The sequence below is a fragment of the Tardiphaga sp. 42S5 genome, from assembly GCF_034044155.1.
Classification (GTDB): domain Bacteria; phylum Pseudomonadota; class Alphaproteobacteria; order Rhizobiales; family Xanthobacteraceae; genus Tardiphaga; species Tardiphaga robiniae.
Genome location: NZ_CP139027.1, coordinates 805,076 through 825,451 on the forward strand (window position 1 = coordinate 805,076; position 20,376 = coordinate 825,451).

23 protein-coding genes are annotated in these 20,376 nt (G+C 61.2%); 15 read left to right on the forward strand and 8 right to left on the reverse strand.

Annotated elements, in window-relative coordinates:
* Positions 1 to 152: 152 nt before the first annotated feature.
* Complete coding sequence (gene rho, locus SFY93_RS03775) at positions 153 to 1,418, reverse strand: transcription termination factor Rho (RefSeq protein WP_068730228.1); 1,266 nt, start codon at positions 1,416 to 1,418, stop codon at positions 153 to 155.
* Positions 1,419 to 1,457: 39 nt separating this feature from the next.
* On the opposite strand from rho, the gene SFY93_RS03780 reads away from it, so the two are divergent.
* Complete coding sequence (locus tag SFY93_RS03780) at positions 1,458 to 1,679, forward strand: hypothetical protein (RefSeq protein WP_320446106.1); 222 nt, start codon at positions 1,458 to 1,460, stop codon at positions 1,677 to 1,679.
* Positions 1,680 to 1,692: 13 nt separating this feature from the next.
* Here SFY93_RS03780 and hemJ read toward each other — a convergent pair whose 3' ends face one another.
* Positions 1,693 to 2,115, reverse strand: coding sequence for a protoporphyrinogen oxidase HemJ (hemJ, locus tag SFY93_RS03785; RefSeq protein WP_309941542.1), 423 nt, complete (start codon positions 2,113 to 2,115; stop codon positions 1,693 to 1,695).
* A 472-nt stretch (positions 2,116 to 2,587) separates the two neighbouring features.
* On the opposite strand from hemJ, the gene SFY93_RS03790 reads away from it, so the two are divergent.
* From SFY93_RS03790 to dnaQ, 4 genes are read left to right on the forward strand one after another with little or no spacing between them, the layout of a single operon-like run.
* On the forward strand, positions 2,588 to 3,427 hold the full coding sequence (locus tag SFY93_RS03790) for a pyruvate, water dikinase regulatory protein (protein WP_089263669.1): 840 nt from the start codon (positions 2,588 to 2,590) through the stop codon (positions 3,425 to 3,427).
* The gene (locus tag SFY93_RS03795) at positions 3,424 to 4,032 is read left to right on the forward strand and encodes a Maf family protein (protein WP_309941539.1); all 609 of its coding nucleotides are present in this window, start codon (positions 3,424 to 3,426) and stop codon (positions 4,030 to 4,032) included. The genes SFY93_RS03790 and SFY93_RS03795 overlap by 4 nt, the downstream gene beginning before the upstream one ends.
* Positions 4,033 to 4,048: 16 nt before the next feature.
* Positions 4,049 to 4,648: a dephospho-CoA kinase gene (coaE, locus tag SFY93_RS03800; protein WP_320446107.1), complete on the forward strand. Its 600-nt coding sequence runs from the start codon at positions 4,049 to 4,051 to the stop codon at positions 4,646 to 4,648.
* 32 nt (positions 4,649 to 4,680) lie between these two features.
* Positions 4,681 to 5,382: a DNA polymerase III subunit epsilon gene (gene dnaQ / locus SFY93_RS03805; protein ID WP_320446108.1), complete on the forward strand. Its 702-nt coding sequence runs from the start codon at positions 4,681 to 4,683 to the stop codon at positions 5,380 to 5,382.
* A gap of 61 nt (positions 5,383 to 5,443) precedes the next feature.
* Here the strand turns inward: dnaQ and secB are convergent, their stop codons facing one another.
* Positions 5,444 to 5,923, reverse strand: coding sequence for a protein-export chaperone SecB (gene secB / locus SFY93_RS03810; protein WP_068730233.1), 480 nt, complete (start codon positions 5,921 to 5,923; stop codon positions 5,444 to 5,446).
* Between the two features lie 504 nt (positions 5,924 to 6,427).
* Here secB and SFY93_RS03815 point away from each other — a divergent pair.
* Genes SFY93_RS03815 through SFY93_RS03825 form a run of 3 tightly spaced genes read left to right on the forward strand, consistent with a single transcriptional unit; the run spans position 6,428 to position 9,451 of the window.
* Positions 6,428 to 7,123, forward strand: a complete 696-nt coding sequence (locus SFY93_RS03815; protein WP_068730234.1) for a Tim44/TimA family putative adaptor protein — start codon at positions 6,428 to 6,430, stop codon at positions 7,121 to 7,123.
* Entirely contained in the window at positions 7,020 to 8,858 is a 1,839-nt protein-coding gene (locus SFY93_RS03820) for a murein transglycosylase A (RefSeq protein ID WP_320446109.1), read from the forward strand. Before SFY93_RS03815 ends, SFY93_RS03820 begins: the two co-directional genes overlap by 104 nt.
* Complete coding sequence (locus SFY93_RS03825; protein WP_320446110.1) at positions 8,855 to 9,451, forward strand: Smr/MutS family protein; 597 nt, start codon at positions 8,855 to 8,857, stop codon at positions 9,449 to 9,451. The genes SFY93_RS03820 and SFY93_RS03825 overlap by 4 nt, the downstream gene beginning before the upstream one ends.
* 48 nt (positions 9,452 to 9,499) lie before the next feature.
* Here SFY93_RS03825 and hslU read toward each other — a convergent pair whose 3' ends face one another.
* Genes hslU through hslV form a run of 3 tightly spaced genes read right to left on the reverse strand, consistent with a single transcriptional unit; the run spans position 9,500 to position 12,023 of the window.
* Positions 9,500 to 10,801 (reverse strand): ATP-dependent protease ATPase subunit HslU, encoded by a 1,302-nt coding sequence (hslU, locus tag SFY93_RS03830; RefSeq protein WP_320446111.1) that lies wholly within the window; start codon positions 10,799 to 10,801, stop codon positions 9,500 to 9,502.
* 41 nt (positions 10,802 to 10,842) lie between these two features.
* On the reverse strand, positions 10,843 to 11,454 hold the full coding sequence (locus tag SFY93_RS03835) for a DUF2585 domain-containing protein (RefSeq protein ID WP_320446112.1): 612 nt from the start codon (positions 11,452 to 11,454) through the stop codon (positions 10,843 to 10,845).
* Positions 11,451 to 12,023 carry an ATP-dependent protease subunit HslV gene (gene hslV / locus SFY93_RS03840; RefSeq protein ID WP_068730238.1) on the reverse strand — a complete coding sequence of 191 codons (573 nt, stop codon included), beginning with the start codon at positions 12,021 to 12,023 and terminating at the stop codon, positions 11,451 to 11,453. Before hslV ends, SFY93_RS03835 begins: the two co-directional genes overlap by 4 nt.
* A gap of 201 nt (positions 12,024 to 12,224) precedes the next feature.
* Here hslV and hisB point away from each other — a divergent pair, with 201 nt between their 5' ends.
* From hisB to coaA, 7 genes are read left to right on the forward strand one after another with little or no spacing between them, the layout of a single operon-like run.
* On the forward strand, positions 12,225 to 12,818 hold the full coding sequence (gene hisB / locus SFY93_RS03845) for an imidazoleglycerol-phosphate dehydratase HisB (protein ID WP_068730239.1): 594 nt from the start codon (positions 12,225 to 12,227) through the stop codon (positions 12,816 to 12,818).
* 31 nt (positions 12,819 to 12,849) lie between these two features.
* Positions 12,850 to 13,380, forward strand: a complete 531-nt coding sequence (locus SFY93_RS03850) for a DUF2628 domain-containing protein (protein WP_320446113.1) — start codon at positions 12,850 to 12,852, stop codon at positions 13,378 to 13,380.
* On the forward strand, positions 13,377 to 14,027 hold the full coding sequence (hisH, locus tag SFY93_RS03855) for an imidazole glycerol phosphate synthase subunit HisH (RefSeq protein ID WP_231078636.1): 651 nt from the start codon (positions 13,377 to 13,379) through the stop codon (positions 14,025 to 14,027). Before SFY93_RS03850 ends, hisH begins: the two co-directional genes overlap by 4 nt.
* On the forward strand, positions 14,024 to 14,755 hold the full coding sequence (hisA, locus tag SFY93_RS03860; protein ID WP_320446114.1) for a 1-(5-phosphoribosyl)-5-[(5-phosphoribosylamino)methylideneamino]imidazole-4-carboxamide isomerase: 732 nt from the start codon (positions 14,024 to 14,026) through the stop codon (positions 14,753 to 14,755). Before hisH ends, hisA begins: the two co-directional genes overlap by 4 nt.
* Positions 14,756 to 14,765: 10 nt before the next feature.
* The gene (hisF, locus tag SFY93_RS03865) at positions 14,766 to 15,527 is read left to right on the forward strand and encodes an imidazole glycerol phosphate synthase subunit HisF (RefSeq protein WP_320446115.1); all 762 of its coding nucleotides are present in this window, start codon (positions 14,766 to 14,768) and stop codon (positions 15,525 to 15,527) included.
* 48 nt (positions 15,528 to 15,575) lie between these two features.
* Complete coding sequence (locus tag SFY93_RS03870; RefSeq protein WP_320446116.1) at positions 15,576 to 15,896, forward strand: phosphoribosyl-ATP diphosphatase; 321 nt, start codon at positions 15,576 to 15,578, stop codon at positions 15,894 to 15,896.
* Positions 15,897 to 15,924: 28 nt separating this feature from the next.
* Positions 15,925 to 16,878 (forward strand): type I pantothenate kinase, encoded by a 954-nt coding sequence (coaA, locus tag SFY93_RS03875; protein ID WP_089263094.1) that lies wholly within the window; start codon positions 15,925 to 15,927, stop codon positions 16,876 to 16,878.
* A 4-nt stretch (positions 16,879 to 16,882) separates the two neighbouring features.
* Here the strand turns inward: coaA and SFY93_RS03880 are convergent, their stop codons facing one another.
* Together SFY93_RS03880 and SFY93_RS03885 are read right to left on the reverse strand one after the other, a co-directional pair.
* Positions 16,883 to 17,833 carry a l-ornithine N(alpha)-acyltransferase gene (locus SFY93_RS03880; protein ID WP_320447687.1) on the reverse strand — a complete coding sequence of 317 codons (951 nt, stop codon included), beginning with the start codon at positions 17,831 to 17,833 and terminating at the stop codon, positions 16,883 to 16,885.
* A 138-nt stretch (positions 17,834 to 17,971) separates the two neighbouring features.
* Positions 17,972 to 20,218, reverse strand: a complete 2,247-nt coding sequence (locus tag SFY93_RS03885) for a PAS domain-containing hybrid sensor histidine kinase/response regulator (protein WP_320446117.1) — start codon at positions 20,216 to 20,218, stop codon at positions 17,972 to 17,974.
* Between the last annotated feature and the right edge of the window lie 158 nt (positions 20,219 to 20,376).

Sequence of the window (20,376 nt, forward strand, 5' to 3'; positions counted from 1 at the left end):
CGGGTCTGTGCGTCAGGCGTCTTCGCCGACCTCCGTACATCCCGGAATGACGGTCAACGGCCAGTACAAAGAACCGACACAAAAAAGCGCCGCTGCTTTCGCAACGGCGCGTTTTGCAGTCCTGCAGCTGTTCGCTCGAACAGCGCCGAAACTTACGTATTCATCGAATCGAAGAATTCCGAGTTGTTCTTCGTGTTGCGGAGCTTGTCGAGCAGGAAGTCGATAGCGTCCATCGTACCCATCGGATTGAGGATCCGGCGGAGCACATACATCTTCTTGAGCAGCTGTGGATCGGTGATGAGCTCTTCCTTGCGGGTGCCCGAGCGCGAAATATCGATCGCCGGGAAGGTCCGCTTGTCGGAGACCTTGCGGTCCAGGATGAGCTCCGAGTTACCGGTGCCCTTGAATTCTTCGAAGATGACTTCGTCCATGCGGCTGCCGGTATCGACCAGCGCGGTGGCGATGATGGTCAGCGAACCACCTTCTTCCACATTACGGGCCGCACCGAAGAAGCGCTTCGGCCGCTGCAGCGCGTTGGCGTCGACACCGCCGGTCAGCACCTTGCCGGACGACGGCACAACGGTGTTATAGGCGCGGCCGAGACGTGTAATCGAATCCAGGAGGATGACGACGTCGCGGCCATGCTCGACCAGGCGCTTGGCCTTCTCGATCACCATTTCGGCGACCTGAACGTGACGCACTGCCGGTTCGTCGAAGGTCGAGGAGACGACCTCGCCCTTCACCGAACGCTGCATGTCGGTGACTTCTTCTGGCCGTTCGTCGATCAGAAGAACGATCAGATAGCATTCCGGGTGGTTGGCGGTGATCGAATGCGCGATGTTCTGCATCAGCACGGTCTTACCCGTACGCGGCGGCGCGACGATCAGTGCGCGTTGACCCTTGCCGATCGGCGCGACGATGTCGATGACACGTGCCGAGAGATCGCGGCGGGTCGAATCTTCCAGCTCGAGGCGGAAGCGCTGGTCCGGAAACAGCGGGGTGAGGTTGTCGAAATTGACCTTGTGCTTCGACTTCTCGGGATCTTCGAAGTTGAGCGTATTGACCTTGAGCAAAGCGAAATAACGTTCGCCTTCCTTCGGGCTGCGGATATGGCCTTCGACCGTATCGCCAGTGCGCAAGCCGAAGCGGCGGATCTGCGACGGCGAGACATAGATATCGTCCGGACCTGGCAGGTAGTTCGCATCGGGCGACCGCAAGAAGCCGAAGCCGTCGGAGAGAACCTCGACGACGCCTTCACCGATGATGTCGGTTTCCTTGATCGCCAGCTGCTTCAAGCTCGCGAACATCAGCTCCTGCTTGCGCATGGTGCTGGCATTTTCGACCCCGAGCTCTTCCGCAAACGAGACAAGCTCGGCTGGCGTCTTGGCCTTGAGGTCCTGGAGTTTCATTTCCCGCATTGGGAGGTGTCCTGTGGAAAGTCGGGGAGGGAGCGCGAGGTGGCCGAGACGGATGCGGACGCTGCAAAAGATCAGGAAAGTCCGCAGGTCTCTGGTCAGGAAGTCTTGAGCGAGGAAGGTGCTGAAGGGGCTTCAAACCTGATGCGGTGGCCGGCTCAAAAAGCAAAACCGGTGCAAACCACATCCGCCTGCGTGGGGTGGGATGACGCGAATATAGAAAATCACAGGGTGTCGCGCAAGGAGCCGAAACGGCGGTTGTGATGAGAAATTTGGCCTAGAACGGCTTCACGATCACCAAAATCACGATCAGGATCATCAAAACGGTTGGTACCTCATTGATAATTCGATAGAATTTCGAAGTCCGCGTATTTTTGTCCTGAGCAAAATCACGCACCCGGGCACTCAGGAAGCCATGAACGCCAGACATCAGCAGCACCAGCGTCAGTTTGGCGTGAAACCAGCCCGAGCTGAACCAGTGACCGGCCCAGGCGAGATATAGGCCGAGGATCCAGGTGGCGATCATCGCCGGATTGATGATCGCCTTGAGCAAGCGCCGCTCCATCACCTTGAAGGTTTCGGATTGCTTCGAGCCGATCTCCGCATCGCAGTGATAGACGAACAGTCGCGGCAGATAGAGCATGCCCGCCATCCAGGAGATGACGGCGATCACATGCAACGCCTTGGCCCATTCATACATTCGAAAGTTCTTTCCAGCATCACTGCGTCACACCGCACGTGCAGACACCGGAACATTTCACCGGAAAGCCGCCTTGCAGGACTCGCCGATACAGAGCGGATCACCGCACTATCCGCAAGCCATCCTTCTCTTAAATAATATTTATAGAATCTTAGGTTTGAGTCTAAGTGACAGTGGATTTCAGCCGCCCAAAACAATCCCGGAACTGTCCCACGCTTATGCACATGGCCACGTGATTTCTCCAGAGCGGCCTGCATGCAAGTTCGATATGCAGCGCAAAGGCTTACCGTCGGCGTGCGCTGGATTATCCCAAGACAAACCTGGATAACCCCATTATCATTCCAGCCAGCCTCAGAGTTTTTCCTCTTCATGAGGCCTGTGAAGAAAAAACCGAGTTATCCCGGGTCCGCCGAGGCGGTGGTCGATATCCCGGAAAAGCTCCACAGAGATTCACAGGACATACACGATCATGGTGCCCACCACCGGCAGCTATTTTCATCTTCATCTGGTCTCTGATTCGACTGGTGAGACATTGATCACCGTGGCCCGCGCCGTCGCTGCGCAATATGCGAATGTCACGCCGGTCGAGCATGTCTACCCGCTCGTGCGGAGTCAGAAGCAGCTTGATCGGGTGCTTTCCGAAATCGAGGAAGCGCCGGGCATTGTTCTCTTCACGCTGCTGGAAAAAGATCTCGTCGGCCGACTGGAAGCCAAGTGCCAGGAGATCAACAGCCCGAGCCTGTCGATCATCGGGCCGGTGATGCAGCTTTTTCAGGCCTATCTCGGTGCGTCGACCACCGGCCGCGTCGGCGCGCAGCACACGCTCAATGCCGAATATTTCAAGCGTATCGACGCGCTAAATTATTCGATGATGCATGACGACGGCCAGCATGTGGAAGGCCTCGAAGAAGCGGACGTGGTTCTGGTCGGCGTTTCGCGCACATCGAAGACACCAACATCGATCTATCTTGCCAATCGTGGTGTGCGCACGGCCAATGTGCCGCTCGTCCCCGGCATCCCCATTCCCCATCAGCTTGAGACGTTGAAAAATCCGCTGGTGGTCAGCCTGCACGCGACGCCGGAGCGCTTGATTCAGATTCGCCAGAACCGGCTTCTCAGCATTGGCAGCGATACGGCCAATGACGATTATATCGATCGCCAGTCGGTCACGGACGAAGTCACCTATGCGCGCAAGCTTAGCGCCAAATACGGCTGGGCTTTGTTGGAAGTGACACGTCGCTCCATCGAGGAAACCGCGGCAGCCATCATGAAACTGCTGGCCGATCGCCAGCGTCAGAGGATGTCCGAATGACCATTTGGCGTGGCGTGCAACCGCTGATCCTGGCGTCGCAGAGTTTGGCGCGTCGTGAGTTGCTGGCGAATGCTGGCATTACGTTTGATGCGATGCCGGCGGATATCGACGAGCGCGGCATCCAGCAGAAATCCGGGTTGAAGGCGCCGGGCGAGATCGCAGCCTTGCTCGCCGAGCGGAAGGCAGCCTTTATCTCGCTGCGTCATCCCGGCCGCTATGTTCTTGGCGCGGATCAAATCCTGGCGCTCGGCGATCGGATGTTCAGCAAACCCGCCGGACGCGAACAGGCGGCCGAACAACTTGCGATCCTCGCCGGTCGGACCCACGAATTGCATTCAGCGCTTGCCGTCGTTTGCGATGGTGCGACGTTGTTCTCCAATGTCTCCGTGGCGCATATGACCATGCGCAAGCTGGATGATGCGGCGATCAATGCCTATCTGGACGCTGCGGGCGACAAGGTGACGACGAGTGTCGGCGCCTATCAGCTCGAAGGTCTGGGTGTGCATCTGTTCGAGCTGATTGAAGGCGATCACTTTACCATTCTCGGCCTACCGCTGCTGCCGCTGTTGAGTTTCCTGCGCGGCGAAGAGATGATCGCGATCTGATTTTGATGAGGACTTGATGCGCGTATTGGGGCTGACCGGTTCGATCGGAATGGGGAAATCCACCACGGCGAAGTTGTTCATGGAAGCCGGCGTGCCGGTCTATGACGCCGACGCCACCGTGCACATGATCTACGAGGGCGAAGCTGCACCGCTGATCGAGGCGGCGTTTCCCGGAACCACCGTGAATGGCAAGGTCGATCGCGCGAAGCTATCGCCGCTGGTGGTGCACGATGCCGCCGCGATGAAGAAGCTTGAGCAGATCGTGCATCCCCTGCTCGGCGCCTATCACAGGAAATTCCTGGACGATGCCGAGAAATCTGGCGTGCCGGTGGCGGTGGTCGATGTACCCCTGCTCTATGAGACCGGCGGTGAAAAGCGCGTCGATGCGGTAGTCGTCGTGTCCACCAATCCCGAGCAGCAGCGCGAGCGCATCCTGGCGCGCGAGGGTATGACGGCCGAGAAACTCGACGCCATTCTGGCGCGGCAGCTGCCTGACGCCGAAAAGCGCAAGCGCGCCGACTTCGTGGTGGATACATCGAACGGATTGGACCCCGTGCGGGAGCAGATCCGTGAAATTCTCGCCGAGGCTGTTAAGATGCCGCAACGGCGACCGTAACCGCCCCCTGATTCGACAACCGGCTTACTGCGATGCGCGAAATCGTTATGGATACCGAAACCACCGGCCTCGATCCCCTCCGGGGCGATCGGCTGGTGGAAATCGGTTGCCTCGAAATCTTCAACCGGATGCCGACCGGCCAGACCTTCCATGTCTACGTCAATCCCGAGCGTGACATGCCTCAGGAAGCATTCAACGTGCACGGGCTGTCGGCCGAGTTCCTGTCGACCAAGCCGCTGTTTCACGAAGTGGTCGACGACTTCATGGCCTTCATCGGCGATTCGCCGCTGGTGATTCATAACGGCATGTTCGACCTCGGCTTCATCAATGCCGAACTCGATCGCATCAAGCGCCCGCCGGTGCCGCGCGAGCGTCTCGTTGACACGCTGCTGCTGGCGCGCCGCAAGCATCCCGGTGTGTCGAACAAGCTCGACGATCTCTGCGCCCGCTATGCGATCGACAATTCCCGCCGCACCAAGCATGGCGCGCTGCTCGACTCCGAATTGCTGGCGGAAGTCTATATCGACCTCATTGGCGCCCGGCAGTCGCAACTGATCCTGGCGGACGAAGCGCCTGCGCAGCGCACCGGCAGCATCAATGACGCACCGCGCCGCCAGCGCGAGATCGCACTTGCGCCGCGCGTGACCGAAGCCGATCGCGCCGAGCACCGCGCCTTTGTCGCAACGATGGGCGAGAAGGCAATCTGGAACGAATTTCTGGGAACGGCGTCGTAAAACGACAACGGCCGGGACAAGCCCGGCCATGACGTAAGCTTATTGTTTGGAGCACTCGAACTTAGTTTGCCGGACCAGCGTCGGCCTGAGCCTGACGTTCCAGGTTCTGCCGGTACAGACCGACGAAATCCACGGGATCGAGCATCAGCGGCGGGAAGCCACCATCGCGCACCGCGGTGGCGATGATTTCGCGCGCGAACGGGAAGAGTAGGCGCGGGCATTCGATCATAACCAGCGGGTGCAGGTTTTCCTGTGGCACGTTGACGATGCGGAACACGCCGGCATAGGCCAGTTCGAACGAGAACAGCACCGAGCCGGCGTTCTCGGCCTTGCCCTCGACCGACAGCGTCACTTCATATTCGCTCTCGGAGAGATTGTTGGCGCCGACATTGATCTGGATATTGATGTTTGGCTGCTGGGCCTGCGGTGCCAGCGAGGCTGGGGCGTTCGGGTTTTCGAACGACAGGTCCTTGGTGTACTGCGCCAGTACATTGAGCTGAGGGGGGGACTGCTCCGGAGGGGTGCCGTTGCCGTTTGCCATCGAAAATTCTCCTGAAGCGCTGCCGGGCGGGTGGAACCGGTTCGTCGCGGGCGTCCGCACGAACGGTCGAATGAGGTGATCGCGGCGAGTGGCTATCATAGGCCTGCGGCACTCGACAAGGATGCCACGCCACAACCTGGACGCTAGAAAATCGCTGGTTTGACCCACCGCTTGGGCATCCAGGTGCAAAACCGGTCATATTCGCCCCGAATTCACGTTAAATGACTGAAAGTGCGGGTTTTCCTCGTTCGATCCGATTTCCTCTGACAGACAAACGCGCTAGAATTTATCGAAACGGTTGCGGTCGAGGCTGCCGGTGCGAAGGCCGCTTTGCCGCAGCCGGACACGATGGCGCGCCATTGGCTGGGCTTAGTTTCATGTCTACATGGAGGAGGTTCGCCCATGACGCGATCTCCCGACCCTGTGGGAGCCGATTTCAGCACCGCGATGGGCGGCATAGTCTTCCGCCGGGCATGCCCGGCACCGATCAGAAAGCAATAAGACGTGGACATTTACACCATCATCTTCCTGGCACTGGCGGTCTTCATTTTCATCCGCCTGCGCAACGTGCTCGGACAGCGCACCGGCGAGGAGCGTCCGCCCTTCGACCGCGCCGCGCGTGATGCTCTGCCGCCCGAAGGCAATGTCGTGCCGATGCCCGGCGGTCCGATCGATCAGGCTGCGCCGGCACCGGCCGCCGACGTCTCTCCCGCCGAGCGCTGGAAGGGCATCACCGAACCGGGCACGCCGCTCGCCGCCGGTCTCGATGCCATCGTCGACCAGGATTCGTCGTTCGATCCGCGCCATTTCATCACCGGCGCCAAGGGCGCCTATGAGATGATCGTGTTGGCCTTTGCCAATGGCGATCGTCGGTCGCTGAAGGATCTGCTGTCATCGGAAGTGTTCGACTCGTTCGACGCCGTCATCAAGGACCGCGAGAAGAACGAGCAGAAGACCGAGACCCGTTTCGTCTCCATCGACAAGGCCGAACTCGTCGGCGCCGAAGTGCGCGATCGCGCGGCACAGCTCACCGTACGTTTCGTGTCGCAGATGATTTCGGTGACGCGCGACAAGACCGGCGCTGTGGTCGACGGCAATGCCGACAAGGTCAGCGACATCACCGACGTCTGGACTTTTGCCCGCGACATCACTTCGCGCGATCCGAATTGGAAGCTGGTTGGCACCGGCAGCGTGCAATAACGCTGCCGGGCTCGGCCGGCTTGCCGCGCTGTGCGTGATTGCTGCTGCGTTGGTCCCTGTCTCTGCAGACGCACGGGTCCGGCGTCACGCCAAGCACGTCAAGAATGATCCTGCACAATTTGTGTATGTGCCGCGACACAATCCGCCGCGGGAATGGCCGTTCGAATTCACAGGCAGCCAATATGCGCCGGTGAATTGGGCCGATATTGGCGGCTGGAGCGAGGACGATCACCTCCTCGCCTTCCAGGCTTTTCGCACCAGCTGCAAGCCGATTGTTGCTCAACGCAACTCACCAACGGATTCGAAGGCGCTCGGCACCACGCTCCGCGATCCCTGCCGGGCTGCGAGAACTGCCGAGATTTCCGATGGCGCCAAGGCGCGCGCCTTCTTCGAAGACCATTTTCTGCCGCTGCGTATCTCACGGCTCGGCGAGCCTGAAGGTTTCGTCACCGGCTACTATGAGCCGGTGATCGACGGTTCGCGCACGAAGACTGACGTTTACACCGTGCCGGTCTATCGCCGCCCGTCGAATCTGTTTGTGCGCGGCTATCGCCAGTCATCCGCAAGCATGCCGAATGGCGGCGATGTGTTCCGCAAGATTGGCCGTCGCAAACTCGTGCCTTATTATGATCGTGGTGAGATCGAAGACGGCGCCATCGCCGGGCGCGGGCTCGAAATCGTCTGGCTGAAGAGCCAGACCGATTTGCTGTTCACGCAGATCCAGGGCTCGGCGCGCGTCCGCCTCGAAGACGGCGGCACGGTGCGGATCAATTACGATGCGCATAATGGCTATCGGTACACGCCGGTCGGTCGCGTGCTGATCGATCGTGGCATCATCCCGCGCGAACAGATGTCGATGCAGCGTATCCGGCAATATATGGAAGAGAACCCGGACGCTGCGAGCGAACTGCGTCGGCAGAACCGGTCTTACGTGTTCTTCCGCGAGGTGCAGCTATCCGACAAGGATGAAGCCGTCGGCGCGCAGGGTGTACCGTTGACGCCGGGCCGATCCATCGCTGTCGACAAGTCGCTGCATGTCTATGGCACACCGTTCTTCATCGAAGGTGATCTGCCGGTCGACTCGGATACGGCAAAGACGCCGTTCCGTCGCCTGATGGTAGCGCAGGACACCGGCTCGGCCATTGTCGGCCCGGCCCGTGCCGATCTGTACTTTGGGGCCGGCGCAGAAGCTGGCCGAGTCGCCGGCCGGATGCGCCATCCTGCGCGCTTTGTTATGCTGGTGCCGAAGAGTCTCGATCCCTCTGTGCGCGGCCAGCACATGCCGCTGCCCGATGCGCGGCCGTCTGAGACAATCGCAAAGCTGTTTCCGCAGACCGAGCCGAAGCCGGTCGAAGCATCGAAGGTCGAAAATTTCGCGATCGATAACAAGGCTGCAGCAAGGCCCGATACGTCCAGGTCTGATACATCGGTCGCGTCGAAGCCCGCGGCGCCAGCCATGACAATGACGACGCCATTGCCAGTTGCAAAACCAGCTGCGGCTGCAGTCGCGCCCGCTCCGGCATCCCCGCCAGCCGCGGCTACGACAGTGCCATTGCCGGAGGCACGGCCTGCGGTCGCGCCTCAAGTCGCAGCCGAGGCGAAGTCGCAGAAAATACCCGAAGTAAAACCTGAAGTGAAGCGGGAAGTTAAACCGAAACGTGCCAAAGCCAGGCACCGCGTGTATCGTCGCGTAGCGAAGCAGCCGCAGTCCCTCTTCCGTTTCCCCTGGCAATGAAGCGTTCACGTCCACCGCAACTCATCGATCCCGTGGCGCCGCGCCGTCGCCGCGTGCTGAGCGAAGAGGAGCGCGCGCTGTGGGAACTGGTCGCCAAACAGGTCAAGCCGCTGCGCAAGAAGCGTGTGGTGAAGCCGGAGCCTGAGGAAGACGGGCCAACGCTTGTGAAAGTCGCGGCGCCCAAGAAGATGACCTCGGCACCGCCGGCAGTCCTCAAAACCGCAAAGCCTACGCCGCCGCCGGTGCCGCCTCTGGCGCCGCTCGGCCGTCGCGAGCGTTCGCAGCTCTCGCGCGGTCGCAAGGACATCGATGCGCGGATCGATCTGCACGGAATGACACAGACGCGCGCGCATCACGCGCTGTCGGCCTTCCTGCATCGCGCCAGCCATGACGGCATGACTTTCGTGCTGGTTATCACCGGCAAGGGCCGGACAACCGGCCCCGAATCCGAACGTGGTATCCTGCGCCGCCAGGTGCCGCTCTGGCTGGGACTGCCGGAGTTTCGTTCGCTGGTGGTTGGATTCGAGGAAGCGCATATCGGGCACGGCGGCGCCGGTGCGCTGTATGTGCGGATCAGGCGGGCGCGTTCTTAACCTCTCCCGCAAGAGCGGGGCGAGGGAGCGAGAGGTCGGTGCTTCGTCTCACAAAATAAACCGGCTCAGATCCGAATTCTTCGCTAGATCCCCCACATGCTTCTGCACATAGGCGGCATCGATTCGGACGGTCTCACCGTTGCGGTCCGGTGCCGCAAAGGAAATCTCGTCGAGCACCCTCTCCATCACCGTCTGCAAACGTCGTGCGCCGATATTCTCGACGGTTGAATTCACGGCAACGGCGACATCGGCCAGTGCGTCGATGGCATCGTCGGCGAATTCGAGCGTCACACCTTCGGTCTGCAATAGCGCCACATACTGCTTGATCAGCGAAGCCTCTGGCTCGGTGAGAATGCGGCGCATGTCATCGCGGGTCAGCGCATTGAGCTCGACGCGGATCGGCAGACGGCCCTGCAACTCCGGCAAGAGATCGCTCGGCTTGGCAATATGGAACGCGCCGGATGCGATGAACAGGATGTGGTCGGTCTTCACCGCGCCGTGCTTGGTGGAGACGGTGGTGCCTTCGATCAGCGGCAGCAGGTCGCGCTGCACACCTTCGCGCGAGACTTCGCCACCGCTGCGGCCGTCGCGCACGCAGATCTTGTCGATCTCGTCGAGAAACACGATGCCGTTGTTCTCTACCACTGAAATCGCTTCCTGCACGAGTGCGTCGCTGTCGAGCAGCTTGTCGGCTTCCTCATTTACCAGCGGCTCATGTGCGTCTTCCACGCGCAGACGGCGCGTCTTGGTGCCCTTGCCCATCTTGCCGAAGATATCGCCAATCGAGATCGCGCCCATCTGCGCGCCGGGCATTCCCGGGATTTCGAACATCGATGGACCGCCGGAGGACTGCACCTCGATCTCGATTTCCTTATCGTTGAGCTCGCCGGTGCGGAGCCTCTTGCGGAACGACTCTTTCGTTGCTGCGCTCGCGGTGGCGCCGACCAGCGCATCGACCACGCGATCCTCGGCGGCGAGCTGAGCTCGCGCCTGGACGTCCTTGCGCTTGCGCTCGCGGGTTAGCGAGATCGCGACCTCGACGAGGTCCCTGATGATCTGCTCGACATCACGGCCGACATAGCCGACCTCGGTGAACTTGGTGGCTTCGACCTTGATGAAAGGCGCGCCGGCGAGCTTTGCCAGCCGGCGCGCGATCTCGGTCTTGCCGACGCCGGTGGGGCCGATCATCAGGATGTTCTTTGGCAGCACTTCCTCGCGGAGCGATCCGGTCAGTTGCAGGCGCCGCCAACGATTGCGCAGCGCGATCGATACCGCGCGCTTGGCGTCGTGCTGGCCGACGATGAACCGGTCGAGTTCGCTTACGATTTCGCGGGGAGAAAAGTCGGTCATGTCACTCTACGTAAGTTGAAAAGGGCGTGGGGACAAGCGGATCAGATAATAGGTGGCCCGGCCTGCCAGGTTCGGATCGCTTCGAATGGATGAATCAGCATGATCACGTTCAAAGTGAGATTGTCGCGAATGTGCAGGCCGACCAGAATCTCGAACAGAAGCGCGATCGCGACGGTAGCGGCGACCGGCAGCTTCCGCGCCAGGATGAAGCCCGTGATCATCGACAGTGTGTCAGCCAGCGAATTGACGATGCTGTCGCCGAAATAATCCAGCGACATCGTTCCGGCGCGATAGCGCTCGATGATCCAGCTCGAATTTTCCAGCAGCTCCCAGCCGCCTTCAATGAGCATGGCGACGATCAGGCGTGCGATCCAGGACAGTCGTGGAAACAGCAGCCAGCTGGCGGCGTAAAACAAGAAGCCGTGGATGATGTGAGAGAATGTGTACCAATCGGTGAGGTGCTGTGAATTCTCCGAACTCAGCACCACGCCATGCCACAGCTTCACGTAGCCACAGGCGCAGATCGGCAATCGTCCCATCGCATACAGAAATGCCGCTTGCAGGGCGAGCAGACCGAGCGCGATGACGACGCCTTGCTTGACCGAGAGGTCGCTGACGGACGACGCGCGGGTATTGTGACCCGCAACGGTCATGCCTCCAGCATTTCCAGCGTCACGTTGCGGTTGGTGTAGACGCAGATATCGGCGGCGATATCGAGCGACTTGCGCACGATGGTCTCGGCATCCTGGTCGGTATCAACCAAGGCCCTCGCTGCTGCCAGCGCGTAATTGCCGCCCGAGCCGATGGCCATCACGCCGGCTTCCGGCTCCAGCACGTCGCCGGTGCCGGTCAGCACCAGCGAGACGTCCTTGTCGGCGACGATCATCATGGCTTCCAGCCGGCGCAGATACCGGTCGGTGCGCCAATCCTTGGCGAGTTCGACGGCCGCCCGGGTCAATTGGCCGGGATACTGCTCCAATTTGGCCTCCAGCCGCTCGAACAGGGTGAAGGCGTCCGCCGTGGCGCCGGCAAAGCCGCCGATCACGTCGCCCTTGCCCAGTTTACGGACCTTTTTGGCATTGGATTTGATGACCGTCTGGCCGATCGAGACCTGACCGTCGCCGCCGATCACGACTTTACCGCCCTTGCGGACGGTCAGGATGGTGGTGCCGTGCCAGACCGGAGATGATCCGTCATGGGAAGCCGAATAGGATGCGTTCATGGAAACCCTCTTGAGCGCCTGATCTAGGCACGGATACCGGCCGTTGCAAATCCGGCGACGAAGCATAGGCCAGCGGCCGATGCGCGCGGATTCCGGTCACCATAGGGGCAAAGATCGGTCCGGAATCGGCTCTCCCGCGGTAGCGAAGGTGTCATCTCCCTGTTAAAAGGGCGCGTTTTCAGCAGGCGGAGAGGCGTTTTCATGCGCACGGCGACGATCAAGCGCAAGACCAAGGAAACCGATATCGAGGTCTCCGTGAACCTCGACGGTACCGGCGTATCCAAATCGACCACCGGAATCGGCTTCTTCGACCATATGCTCGATCTGCTCGCCCGCCATTCCCGCATCGACGTCACTGTGAAGGCGGTCGGCGACCTCCATGTCGATTTCCATCATACGGTGGAGGATGTCGGCATCGCGCTTGGCCAGGCGGTCAAGCAGGCACTTGGCGACATGGCCGGGATCACGCGCTATGCCTCGGTCTATATGCCGATGGACGAGACCCTGACCCGGGTGGCGCTGGATATTTCCGGCCGGCCGGTGCTGGTGTTCAAATCGACTTTCCCGACCCACAAGATCGGCGAATTCGACACCGAACTGGTGCGCGAGTGGTTCAACGCCTTTGCGGGCAATGCGGGCGTGACTTTGCACGTCGAAACCCTATATGGCGAGAACAGCCATCACATTGCCGAATCCTGCTTCAAGGGTCTGGCGCGGGCACTGCGGACGGGTGTTGCGATCGATCCGCGCAATGCCGGCGAAGTGCCATCCACCAAGGGTCAGCTCGGCGGCTGATCGGCCTCTATGGTTTCGGGCGGAGTTTGCCATGCCGGTCTACACAGTTCATGCGCCTCGCGGTGCCGGCCCTGAGCCGTTTGCGGCAACGGACAAGTTCGAGTTCGTGCGCGATGGATTCCATTTCTGGGCGTTCGTCGCCGGCCTCATCTGGCTGATCTATCATCGGCTGTGGTGGGCACTGCTCGGCTATGTCATGCTGTCGATCGCCGGCGAAGTCGCGCTGTCGATGTTGAAGGTCGATCTCGGCGCCCGTTTCGTCGTGATGCTGCTGTTCGCGCTGCTGATGGGCTTCGAGGCGGCCAGCCTGCGACGCTGGACTCTGTCGCGCGGCAAGTGGCGTCAGCTCGATGTGGTCGTTGCAGATAACAAGGATGCTGCCGAGCGTCGCTTCTTCGATCGCTGGACCGCGCAGCACAACGCAGTCAACGATCAGTGGGCGAGCGATCGCGGCGGTCCGCCGCCGACCCGTCACGTTCCCAGCCAGTCTTTCTCACGTCCGCCGTCTCCGGCGCAAAACGACATCATCGGGTTATTCCCGCAACCGGGAGTGACACGGTGAGCGTTGCCATTATCGATTACGGCTCCGGCAACCTGCACTCCGCAGCGAAAGCGTTCGAGCGCGCCGCGCGCAGCATGGATGTGCCGGAGAAAATCATCGTCACGCGCGATCCCGAAGCGGTGTTCCGCGCCGATCGCATCGTGCTGCCCGGCGTCGGCGCCTTTGCGGATTGCCGCAAGGGACTGGATTCGCTGGACGGCATGGTCGAGGCGATGACCGAAGCGGTGCGCGACAAGGCTCGACCTTTTTTCGGCATCTGCGTCGGCATGCAGCTGATGGCGACCAAGGGCAAGGAGCACGTCACGACCGACGGGCTCAACTGGATCGCCGGCGATGTCGAGAAGATCCAGCCGCGCGAAGAGAATCTGAAGATCCCCCATATGGGCTGGAACACGCTCGACATGGTGCGTGAGCACGCGGTGTTGGAGCGCCTGCCGCTTGGGCCGAAGGGTCGCCACGCCTATTTCGTGCACTCCTATCACCTGAATGCGGTCAACGAGGCCGATGTACTGGCGCGCGCCGATTACGGCGGTCCTATCACTGCCATCGTCGGCAAGGACACCGCGATCGGTACGCAATTTCATCCCGAAAAGAGCCAGCGCTTCGGGCTAGCCCTGATTTCGAATTTTCTGAAGTGGAAGCCGTGATTCTCTTTCCCGCCATCGATCTGAAAAACGGCCAGTGCGTTCGCCTTGAACAGGGCGACATGGCGCGCGCCACTGTGTTCAACCTCGATCCCGCAGCACAGGCGCGCGACTTCGAAACCCAGGGCTTCGAATATCTCCATGTCGTCGATCTCGATGGTGCCTTTGCAGGCAAGCCGGTGAATGCGCAGGCCGTGGAATCGATGCTGAAGGTCATCAAGATGCCGGTGCAGCTCGGCGGCGGCATTCGCGATCTCAAGACGGTGGAAGCCTGGCTCTCCAAGGGCATTACCCGCGTCATCATCGGAACGGCCGCGGTGCGCGATCCAGCTCTGGTGAAGGAAGCCGCGAAGAAATTTCCGGGCAAGGTCGCCGTCGGTCTGGATGCCCGCGACGGCAAGGTTGCCGTCGAAGGCTGGGCTGAGACCTCGACCGTCACTGCGCTAGAAATCGCGCAGCGTTTTGAAGATGCTGGCGTCGCCGCCATCATCTTCACCGATATCGCGCGCGACGGTCTGCTCAAGGGTATCAATTGGGATGCGACGATTGCGCTGGCAGATTCGATTTCAATTCCGGTTATCGCCTCGGGCGGTCTCGCCTCCATCGATGATATCAAGGCCATGCTTGAGCCACGTGCTGCGAAGCTCGAAGGCGCGATCTCCGGCCGTGCGCTGTATGACGGGCGGATTGATCCGGCCGAGGCGCTGAAACTCATCAAGCAGGCGGTATAAGGACCGAGCCATGTTCAAAGTCCGCGTCATCCCCTGCCTCGACGTCAAGGATGGACGCGTGGTGAAGGGCGTCAACTTCGTCGACCTGCGCGATGCCGGCGATCCTGTCGAGGCTGCGATCGCTTATGATGCGGCTGGCGCCGATGAACTCACTTTCCTCGACATTAACGCCACCCACGAAAACCGCGGTACCATGATGGACGTGGTCCGTCGCACGGCAGAAGCCTGTTTCATGCCGCTGACGGTCGGCGGCGGCGTGCGTACGGTGGACGACATCAAGACGCTGCTGCGCGCCGGTGCCGACAAGGTCTCGATCAATTCGGCCGCGGTGGCCAATCGCCAGTTCGTCAAGGAAGCCGCCGAGAAGTTCGGGGACCAGTGCATCGTAGTGGCGATCGACGCCAAACGGTCCGGCTCGCGCTGGGAGATCTTTACCCATGGCGGCCGCAAGTCGACCGGCATCGATGCCATCGAATTCGCCCAGGAAGTCGTGTCATTGGGCGCGGGTGAAATCCTGCTCACCTCGATGGATCGCGACGGCACCCGCTCCGGCTTCGATATCGAACTGACCCGGGCCATCGCCGACAGTGTCGGCGTACCGGTCATTGCCTCGGGCGGCGTCGGCAATCTCGACCATCTGGTCGAAGGTATCAGGAACGGCCACGCCACCGCGGTGCTGGCGGCCTCGATTTTTCACTTCGGGGAATTTACCATTCGCGAGGCCAAGGAGCATATGGTCCGGGCCGGACTGCCGATGCGGCTCGACCCCTAGGTCAATCTCTGGCAGGAGTTTGCGCTGCCCAGCCAACAAGGCGCCGAAATGGCTTTTACGCTTCACGATCTCGCCGACACCATCGACGCCCGCGCGGCGGCGGGTGGCGACACGTCTTATACCCGCAAGCTGCTCGACAAGGGCGCGGAGCATTGCGCCAAGAAATTCGGCGAGGAAGCGGTCGAAACCGTGATCGCGGCGGTCGAGAACGATCGCACCAATCTGATCAATGAAAGTGCCGACCTGCTGTTTCATCTGCTGGTGCTGCTGAAAGCGCGCGGCGTAACGATTCAGGAGGTCGAGGCGGCGCTCGGTCAGCGCACGTCCCAATCCGGACTGCAAGAGAAAGCGTCGCGCAAGAGCGAGTAACAGCGTCGATCACAACGGGGACCGCTTCATGGATATGCGGGCAGACCAACAATACAATCCCTATCGGAATTTTTCGCGGGAGCAGTGGGCCAAGCTGCGCGACGATACGCCGATGACGCTGGAGGCCGGCGAGATCGCCGCCCTGCGTTCGATGTATGATCGCCTCGACCTGCGCGAGGTCGAAGAGATTTACTTGCCGCTGTCCCGCCTGCTCTCGATCTATGTCACGGCGACACAACGTCTGTATTACGCGCAGCGCAAATTCCTCGGCATCGAAGACCGCAAGATGCCCTATATCATCGGCGTCGCCGGGTCGGTGGCTGTCGGCAAGTCGACCACCGCCCGCGTGCTGCAGGCGCTACTCGCAAGATGGTCGCCGCGGCCCAAGGTCGACCTCGTCACGACCGACGGCTTTCTCTATCCGAATGCGGTGCTCGAGCGCGAAGGCATCATGCAGAAGAAGGGCTTTCCCGAAAGCTACGATCTGCCGACGCTGCTACAGTTTCTCAGTGACATCAAAGCCGGCCGCAATGCCGTCCGCGCGCCTGTGTATTCGCATCTCACTTACGACGTGGTCCCAAACAAGTGGGTCGAGGTCGATCAGCCCGACATCCTGATCGTCGAAGGCGTCAATGTGCTACAGACCGGCCGCCTCCCGCGCGACGGCAAGGCGGTGCCTGTGGTCTCCGACTTCTTTGACTTCTCCGTTTATATCGACGCCGATGAGCCGGTGCTGCGCGACTGGTATGTGAGACGGTTTCTGGCGCTGCGCGACACCGCATTCCACGATCCGCGATCCTACTTCAATCGCTACGCATTGCTGTCGGATGAAGAAGCGACGGCGACGGCGCTGGCGATCTGGGAGCGCACCAACCTCGCCAATCTCGAAGACAACATCCTGCCAACGCGACCGCGTGCGACGCTTATCCTCAAAAAGGGCGCGGATCACGTGGTGGAAAACGTCGCGCTGCGTCGCCTCTAAGCGATTACGCCGCGTGGCGTGAGGTGTCCGTGCTGAAATGCTCGATATAGCGTGCGCCGATCGACGTCACCGGCATCACGATCAGGACGTCGGTGGTGCCGAACTGATGATCGATCACGGCGCCGTCGCCGATCATGGCGCCGATCCGTAGATAGCCTTTGATCAGCGGCGGTAGCGCACGAAGCGCCGCCTTGGTGTCGATGGCATCCGCGGCCATCCGGTTCATTTCGACATAGCGCGACGGATGCGCGCGGGCGCGCCAGGCCTCGGGGGCACGCGCATTGTGGTGCAGGAACGACAGCGGCAGCGCGAGGCGATCCGGATCGGTGCCTTCAAAGCTGGCGCAACCGATCATGACGTCGAACTTGTTCTGCCGCACATAGCTCCAGATGCCCTGCCACAGTAATTCGACGGTGCGCTTGTTGCGGTAGCGCGGCAGCACACAGGAGCGACCGAGTTCGAGGAAGCGCAGACCCGCATGGCGCTCGATCATCCCCGACAGATCGAATTCGCTGTCGGTATAGAAGCCGCCATTCTGCATGGCCGCCTCATGGCGTAGCAGGCGATAGGTGCCGACCACGGGCTGCTTGCCGGACAGTGTGGGCTTGGCATCGTGATCGACGACGAGAAGGTGATCGCAGATCTTGTCGAATGCATCCTTGTCGCGGCGTGCCAGCATAGTGGCGGCGTCGGCGATCGCTGTGCCGTTCTTGTAGAATACCTTGTAGCGCAGACGCTGCGCGCGCTTCACATCGCGCTTGTCCTGCGCGAGGCGAACTTCGAGCGGACCCATCCGGCCCAGCGAATTCGTGGCGATGGGAATACCGTTGGCCGGATCGAGATGCAGCGGCGGTTTGAACCAGGTGATTGCAGTCTGCGCGGCGGCGCTCATGTTCTGGGGCCGCAACATCTGCATGAAACCCTGCTTTGGTCGCACCAGTTCGTTGCCGTGCATGGCCATCCCCAACTCAATCGCCTTGTGCCGCAGGCATCACGCGAATCATCGATGCGGCTTATCCGCACCAGACATCACGGGCGCTCAACAGCCGTGTGACGGGCGTGTTGCGGGGGTGTGACAGCGAAGGTGGAGCTGCTAGGCGGCGACGTGCCGCATCTTGGCGAGTCCCTTGAGGGCTTCGGCGAGCTTGTCGCGGTCCAGCGGCTTCATCAGGAAGCCGTCCATGCCGGCCTCGAAACAGGCATAGCGATCTTCGACCAGTGCATTCGCTGTGAGGGCCAGGATCGGGGTACGCCTGACGCGTTGACCGGCCTCGCGCGCGCGAATGCGTTTGGTGGCCTCGATGCCGTCGAGCTTCGGCATCTGGATATCCATCAGGACGAGGTCATAGGGCGTGCCTGCGGAGTCGGAGGCGAGCCAGGATTCCAGTGCCTCTTGGCCATTGGTGGTCACGACGGGCTTGTGGCCAAGCCGCGTCAGCAACGAGCGCATCAGTAGCGCGTTGATCTCGTTGTCTTCGGCGACCAGGATCGAGAGGCTGGGTGCCATCGCCGCCGTTGGTTCTGGTGTGGCCGGATCACGATCCAACGGATCATCGGCGGCGATTGTCGGTGAGTCCGTCTGCAATGTCAGGCGCGCGGCGAGCGAGGTCGCACGCAGTGGCTTCACCAGATAGCCGGTGAACGCACTCGGCGTTGTAGGCTGCAGCTCATGACGCATCGCCGGCGTGAACAGTACGATCCGTCGCAGCGCGTGCGGAATTGCAGCGTTCGCAAGCTGCTCGGCAGCGTCAGCACCAAGAGCGCGATCGATCATGACGGCGTGCCATGAACGTTCGGGCAGCAGCGCTTGCGCGACGGCGAGATCGGAGACAGTGCAGGTCTGCGCGCCCCATCGCCCGAGTCGCAGCGCTGTGAGCGAAGCTTCGATGGTTTGTGGCGCCACCAGCATCACCGAAAGGCCGGTGAGTTCCGGCGGCACGAAGGTCGCGGTGCCGCTGTCGGAAGCGGCGAGCGGGATAGACACTTCGAATGTCGAGCCGGCACCGAGCGTGCTCTGCAGCGTGATGCGGCCGTTCATGCGCTTGACGATACGCTCGCTGATGCTGAGGCCAAGACCCGTTCCGCCATAATGGCGCGCGGTGCCCTCGTCTGCCTGTTCGAATTCGCGGAAGATGCGCTGCTGCGCATCCGGCGCGATGCCGATGCCGGTGTCGCGCACCAGGAAAGAGACTTCGTTCGGCCAGATGCCGGGTTCGACGATCAGCGCTACGCCGCCGGTCGCCGTGAACTTGATAGCATTGCCGGCGAGATTGAGCAGCACCTGGCGCAGGCGCGCCGCATCGCCCATCACTGTCAGCGGCAGTCGCTCGTCGACATAGGCCGCGATTTCGAGATTGCGGGCCTGCGCGCGCGGCGCCAGCAATTCGGTGATGTCCTCGATCAATCCGGCTAGTGCAAAGGGTCGATGTTCCAGATCGATCTTGCCGGCCTCGATCTTGGAGTAATCCAGCAGCTCCTCGATCAGCGACAGCAGCGCATCGCCGGAGGTCTTCACGGCCTTGGCGTACGTGATCTGTTCGGGTGTCAGCGGCGTATCGAGCAGCAAGCCGCTCATGCCGAGAATGCCGTTCAGCGGCGTGCGGATTTCATGGGACGCCATCGCGAGGAACCGCGACTTGGCGCGGTTGGCGGCATTGGCATGGTCGCGCGCTTCACCGAGGGCACGCTCAGTCTGGGTGCGGTCGGTGACATCGCGACCCACGCATTGCAACTCGGCGGGCTGGCCCGCATCGATCCGCACCAGACCTTCGCGCCAGGCGATCCAGCGCGGACCGGTCGCCGTGGCGATCTTCTGATCGTGCATGCTGGTGCCGTTCGACTCGTTGGCGATATCGCCCTGCTCCAGCAGCGTGAGTTCGAAACGGCTGCCGATCAATGCTTCGCGCGATTGTTCCGCCAGCGCACAATAGGCATCGTTGACGAAGGTGATGCAGCCTTCGCTGTTGCGGATCACGATCAGGTCGCCCTGCGCTTCGAACAGGCTGCGCGCGCGCTCTTCGGCTTCCTTCAATTCCCAGTTCCGGTCGACCAGGGCTTCGTTATGCGCAGCCAGTTTGCGCATCCGTTTGCCCATGAAGCGCATGCGGATACTCATGGTGGCCAGGGCGACGCAGGCCAGCGCGAACAGGAAGCTGGCGCCGATCGCAAAAGCGTGCGGGTCGTAACCTGAGTCTTTCGAGGTCGAACCTGAGATGAAACCATAGGCGCCACCGAAGGCAGCCGAGAACATCACGAAGGAGCGGATGACAACAGCAAGCCACGGAAAACGGCGCGCGAAGCGGCGGAAGTAGATCTTGATCCGGAAGACACCTTTCGCCACAGATCAGCACTCCGGCTTGGTCACATCATGGCTCGCGATTGCACGCGAATACAGGCCGCGATCAGGCGATCGCAGATATCAGAAACAATGCGGGTATGTTGTTGCCAAGTGCTTGCGCGGTGGCAGTTTTGAATTTACCCGCGCAGACATGGTTGATG

What these genes read in the sequence shown, in the direction of transcription:
- rho (WP_068730228.1), bottom strand. Translation starts at nt 1,418, where the DNA reads ATGCGGGAAATGAAACTCCAGGACCTCAAGGCCAAGACGCCAGCCGAG.
- hemJ (WP_309941542.1), bottom strand. Translation starts at nt 2,115, where the DNA reads ATGTATGAATGGGCCAAGGCGTTGCATGTGATCGCCGTCATCTCCTGG.
- SFY93_RS03795 (WP_309941539.1), top strand. Translation starts at nt 3,424, where the DNA reads ATGACCATTTGGCGTGGCGTGCAACCGCTGATCCTGGCGTCGCAGAGT.
- coaE (WP_320446107.1), top strand. Translation starts at nt 4,049, where the DNA reads ATGCGCGTATTGGGGCTGACCGGTTCGATCGGAATGGGGAAATCCACC.
- dnaQ (WP_320446108.1), top strand. Translation starts at nt 4,681, where the DNA reads ATGCGCGAAATCGTTATGGATACCGAAACCACCGGCCTCGATCCCCTC.
- secB (WP_068730233.1), bottom strand. Translation starts at nt 5,923, where the DNA reads ATGGCAAACGGCAACGGCACCCCTCCGGAGCAGTCCCCCCCTCAGCTC.
- SFY93_RS03820 (WP_320446109.1), top strand. Translation starts at nt 7,020, where the DNA reads ATGCCGACAAGGTCAGCGACATCACCGACGTCTGGACTTTTGCCCGCG.
- SFY93_RS03825 (WP_320446110.1), top strand. Translation starts at nt 8,855, where the DNA reads ATGAAGCGTTCACGTCCACCGCAACTCATCGATCCCGTGGCGCCGCGC.
- hslU (WP_320446111.1), bottom strand. Translation starts at nt 10,801, where the DNA reads ATGACCGACTTTTCTCCCCGCGAAATCGTAAGCGAACTCGACCGGTTC.
- SFY93_RS03835 (WP_320446112.1), bottom strand. Translation starts at nt 11,454, where the DNA reads ATGACCGTTGCGGGTCACAATACCCGCGCGTCGTCCGTCAGCGACCTC.
- hslV (WP_068730238.1), bottom strand. Translation starts at nt 12,023, where the DNA reads ATGAACGCATCCTATTCGGCTTCCCATGACGGATCATCTCCGGTCTGG.
- hisB (WP_068730239.1), top strand. Translation starts at nt 12,225, where the DNA reads ATGCGCACGGCGACGATCAAGCGCAAGACCAAGGAAACCGATATCGAG.
- SFY93_RS03850 (WP_320446113.1), top strand. Translation starts at nt 12,850, where the DNA reads ATGCCGGTCTACACAGTTCATGCGCCTCGCGGTGCCGGCCCTGAGCCG.
- hisF (WP_320446115.1), top strand. Translation starts at nt 14,766, where the DNA reads ATGTTCAAAGTCCGCGTCATCCCCTGCCTCGACGTCAAGGATGGACGC.
- SFY93_RS03870 (WP_320446116.1), top strand. Translation starts at nt 15,576, where the DNA reads ATGGCTTTTACGCTTCACGATCTCGCCGACACCATCGACGCCCGCGCG.
- coaA (WP_089263094.1), top strand. Translation starts at nt 15,925, where the DNA reads ATGGATATGCGGGCAGACCAACAATACAATCCCTATCGGAATTTTTCG.
- SFY93_RS03880 (WP_320447687.1), bottom strand. Translation starts at nt 17,833, where the DNA reads ATGCACGGCAACGAACTGGTGCGACCAAAGCAGGGTTTCATGCAGATG.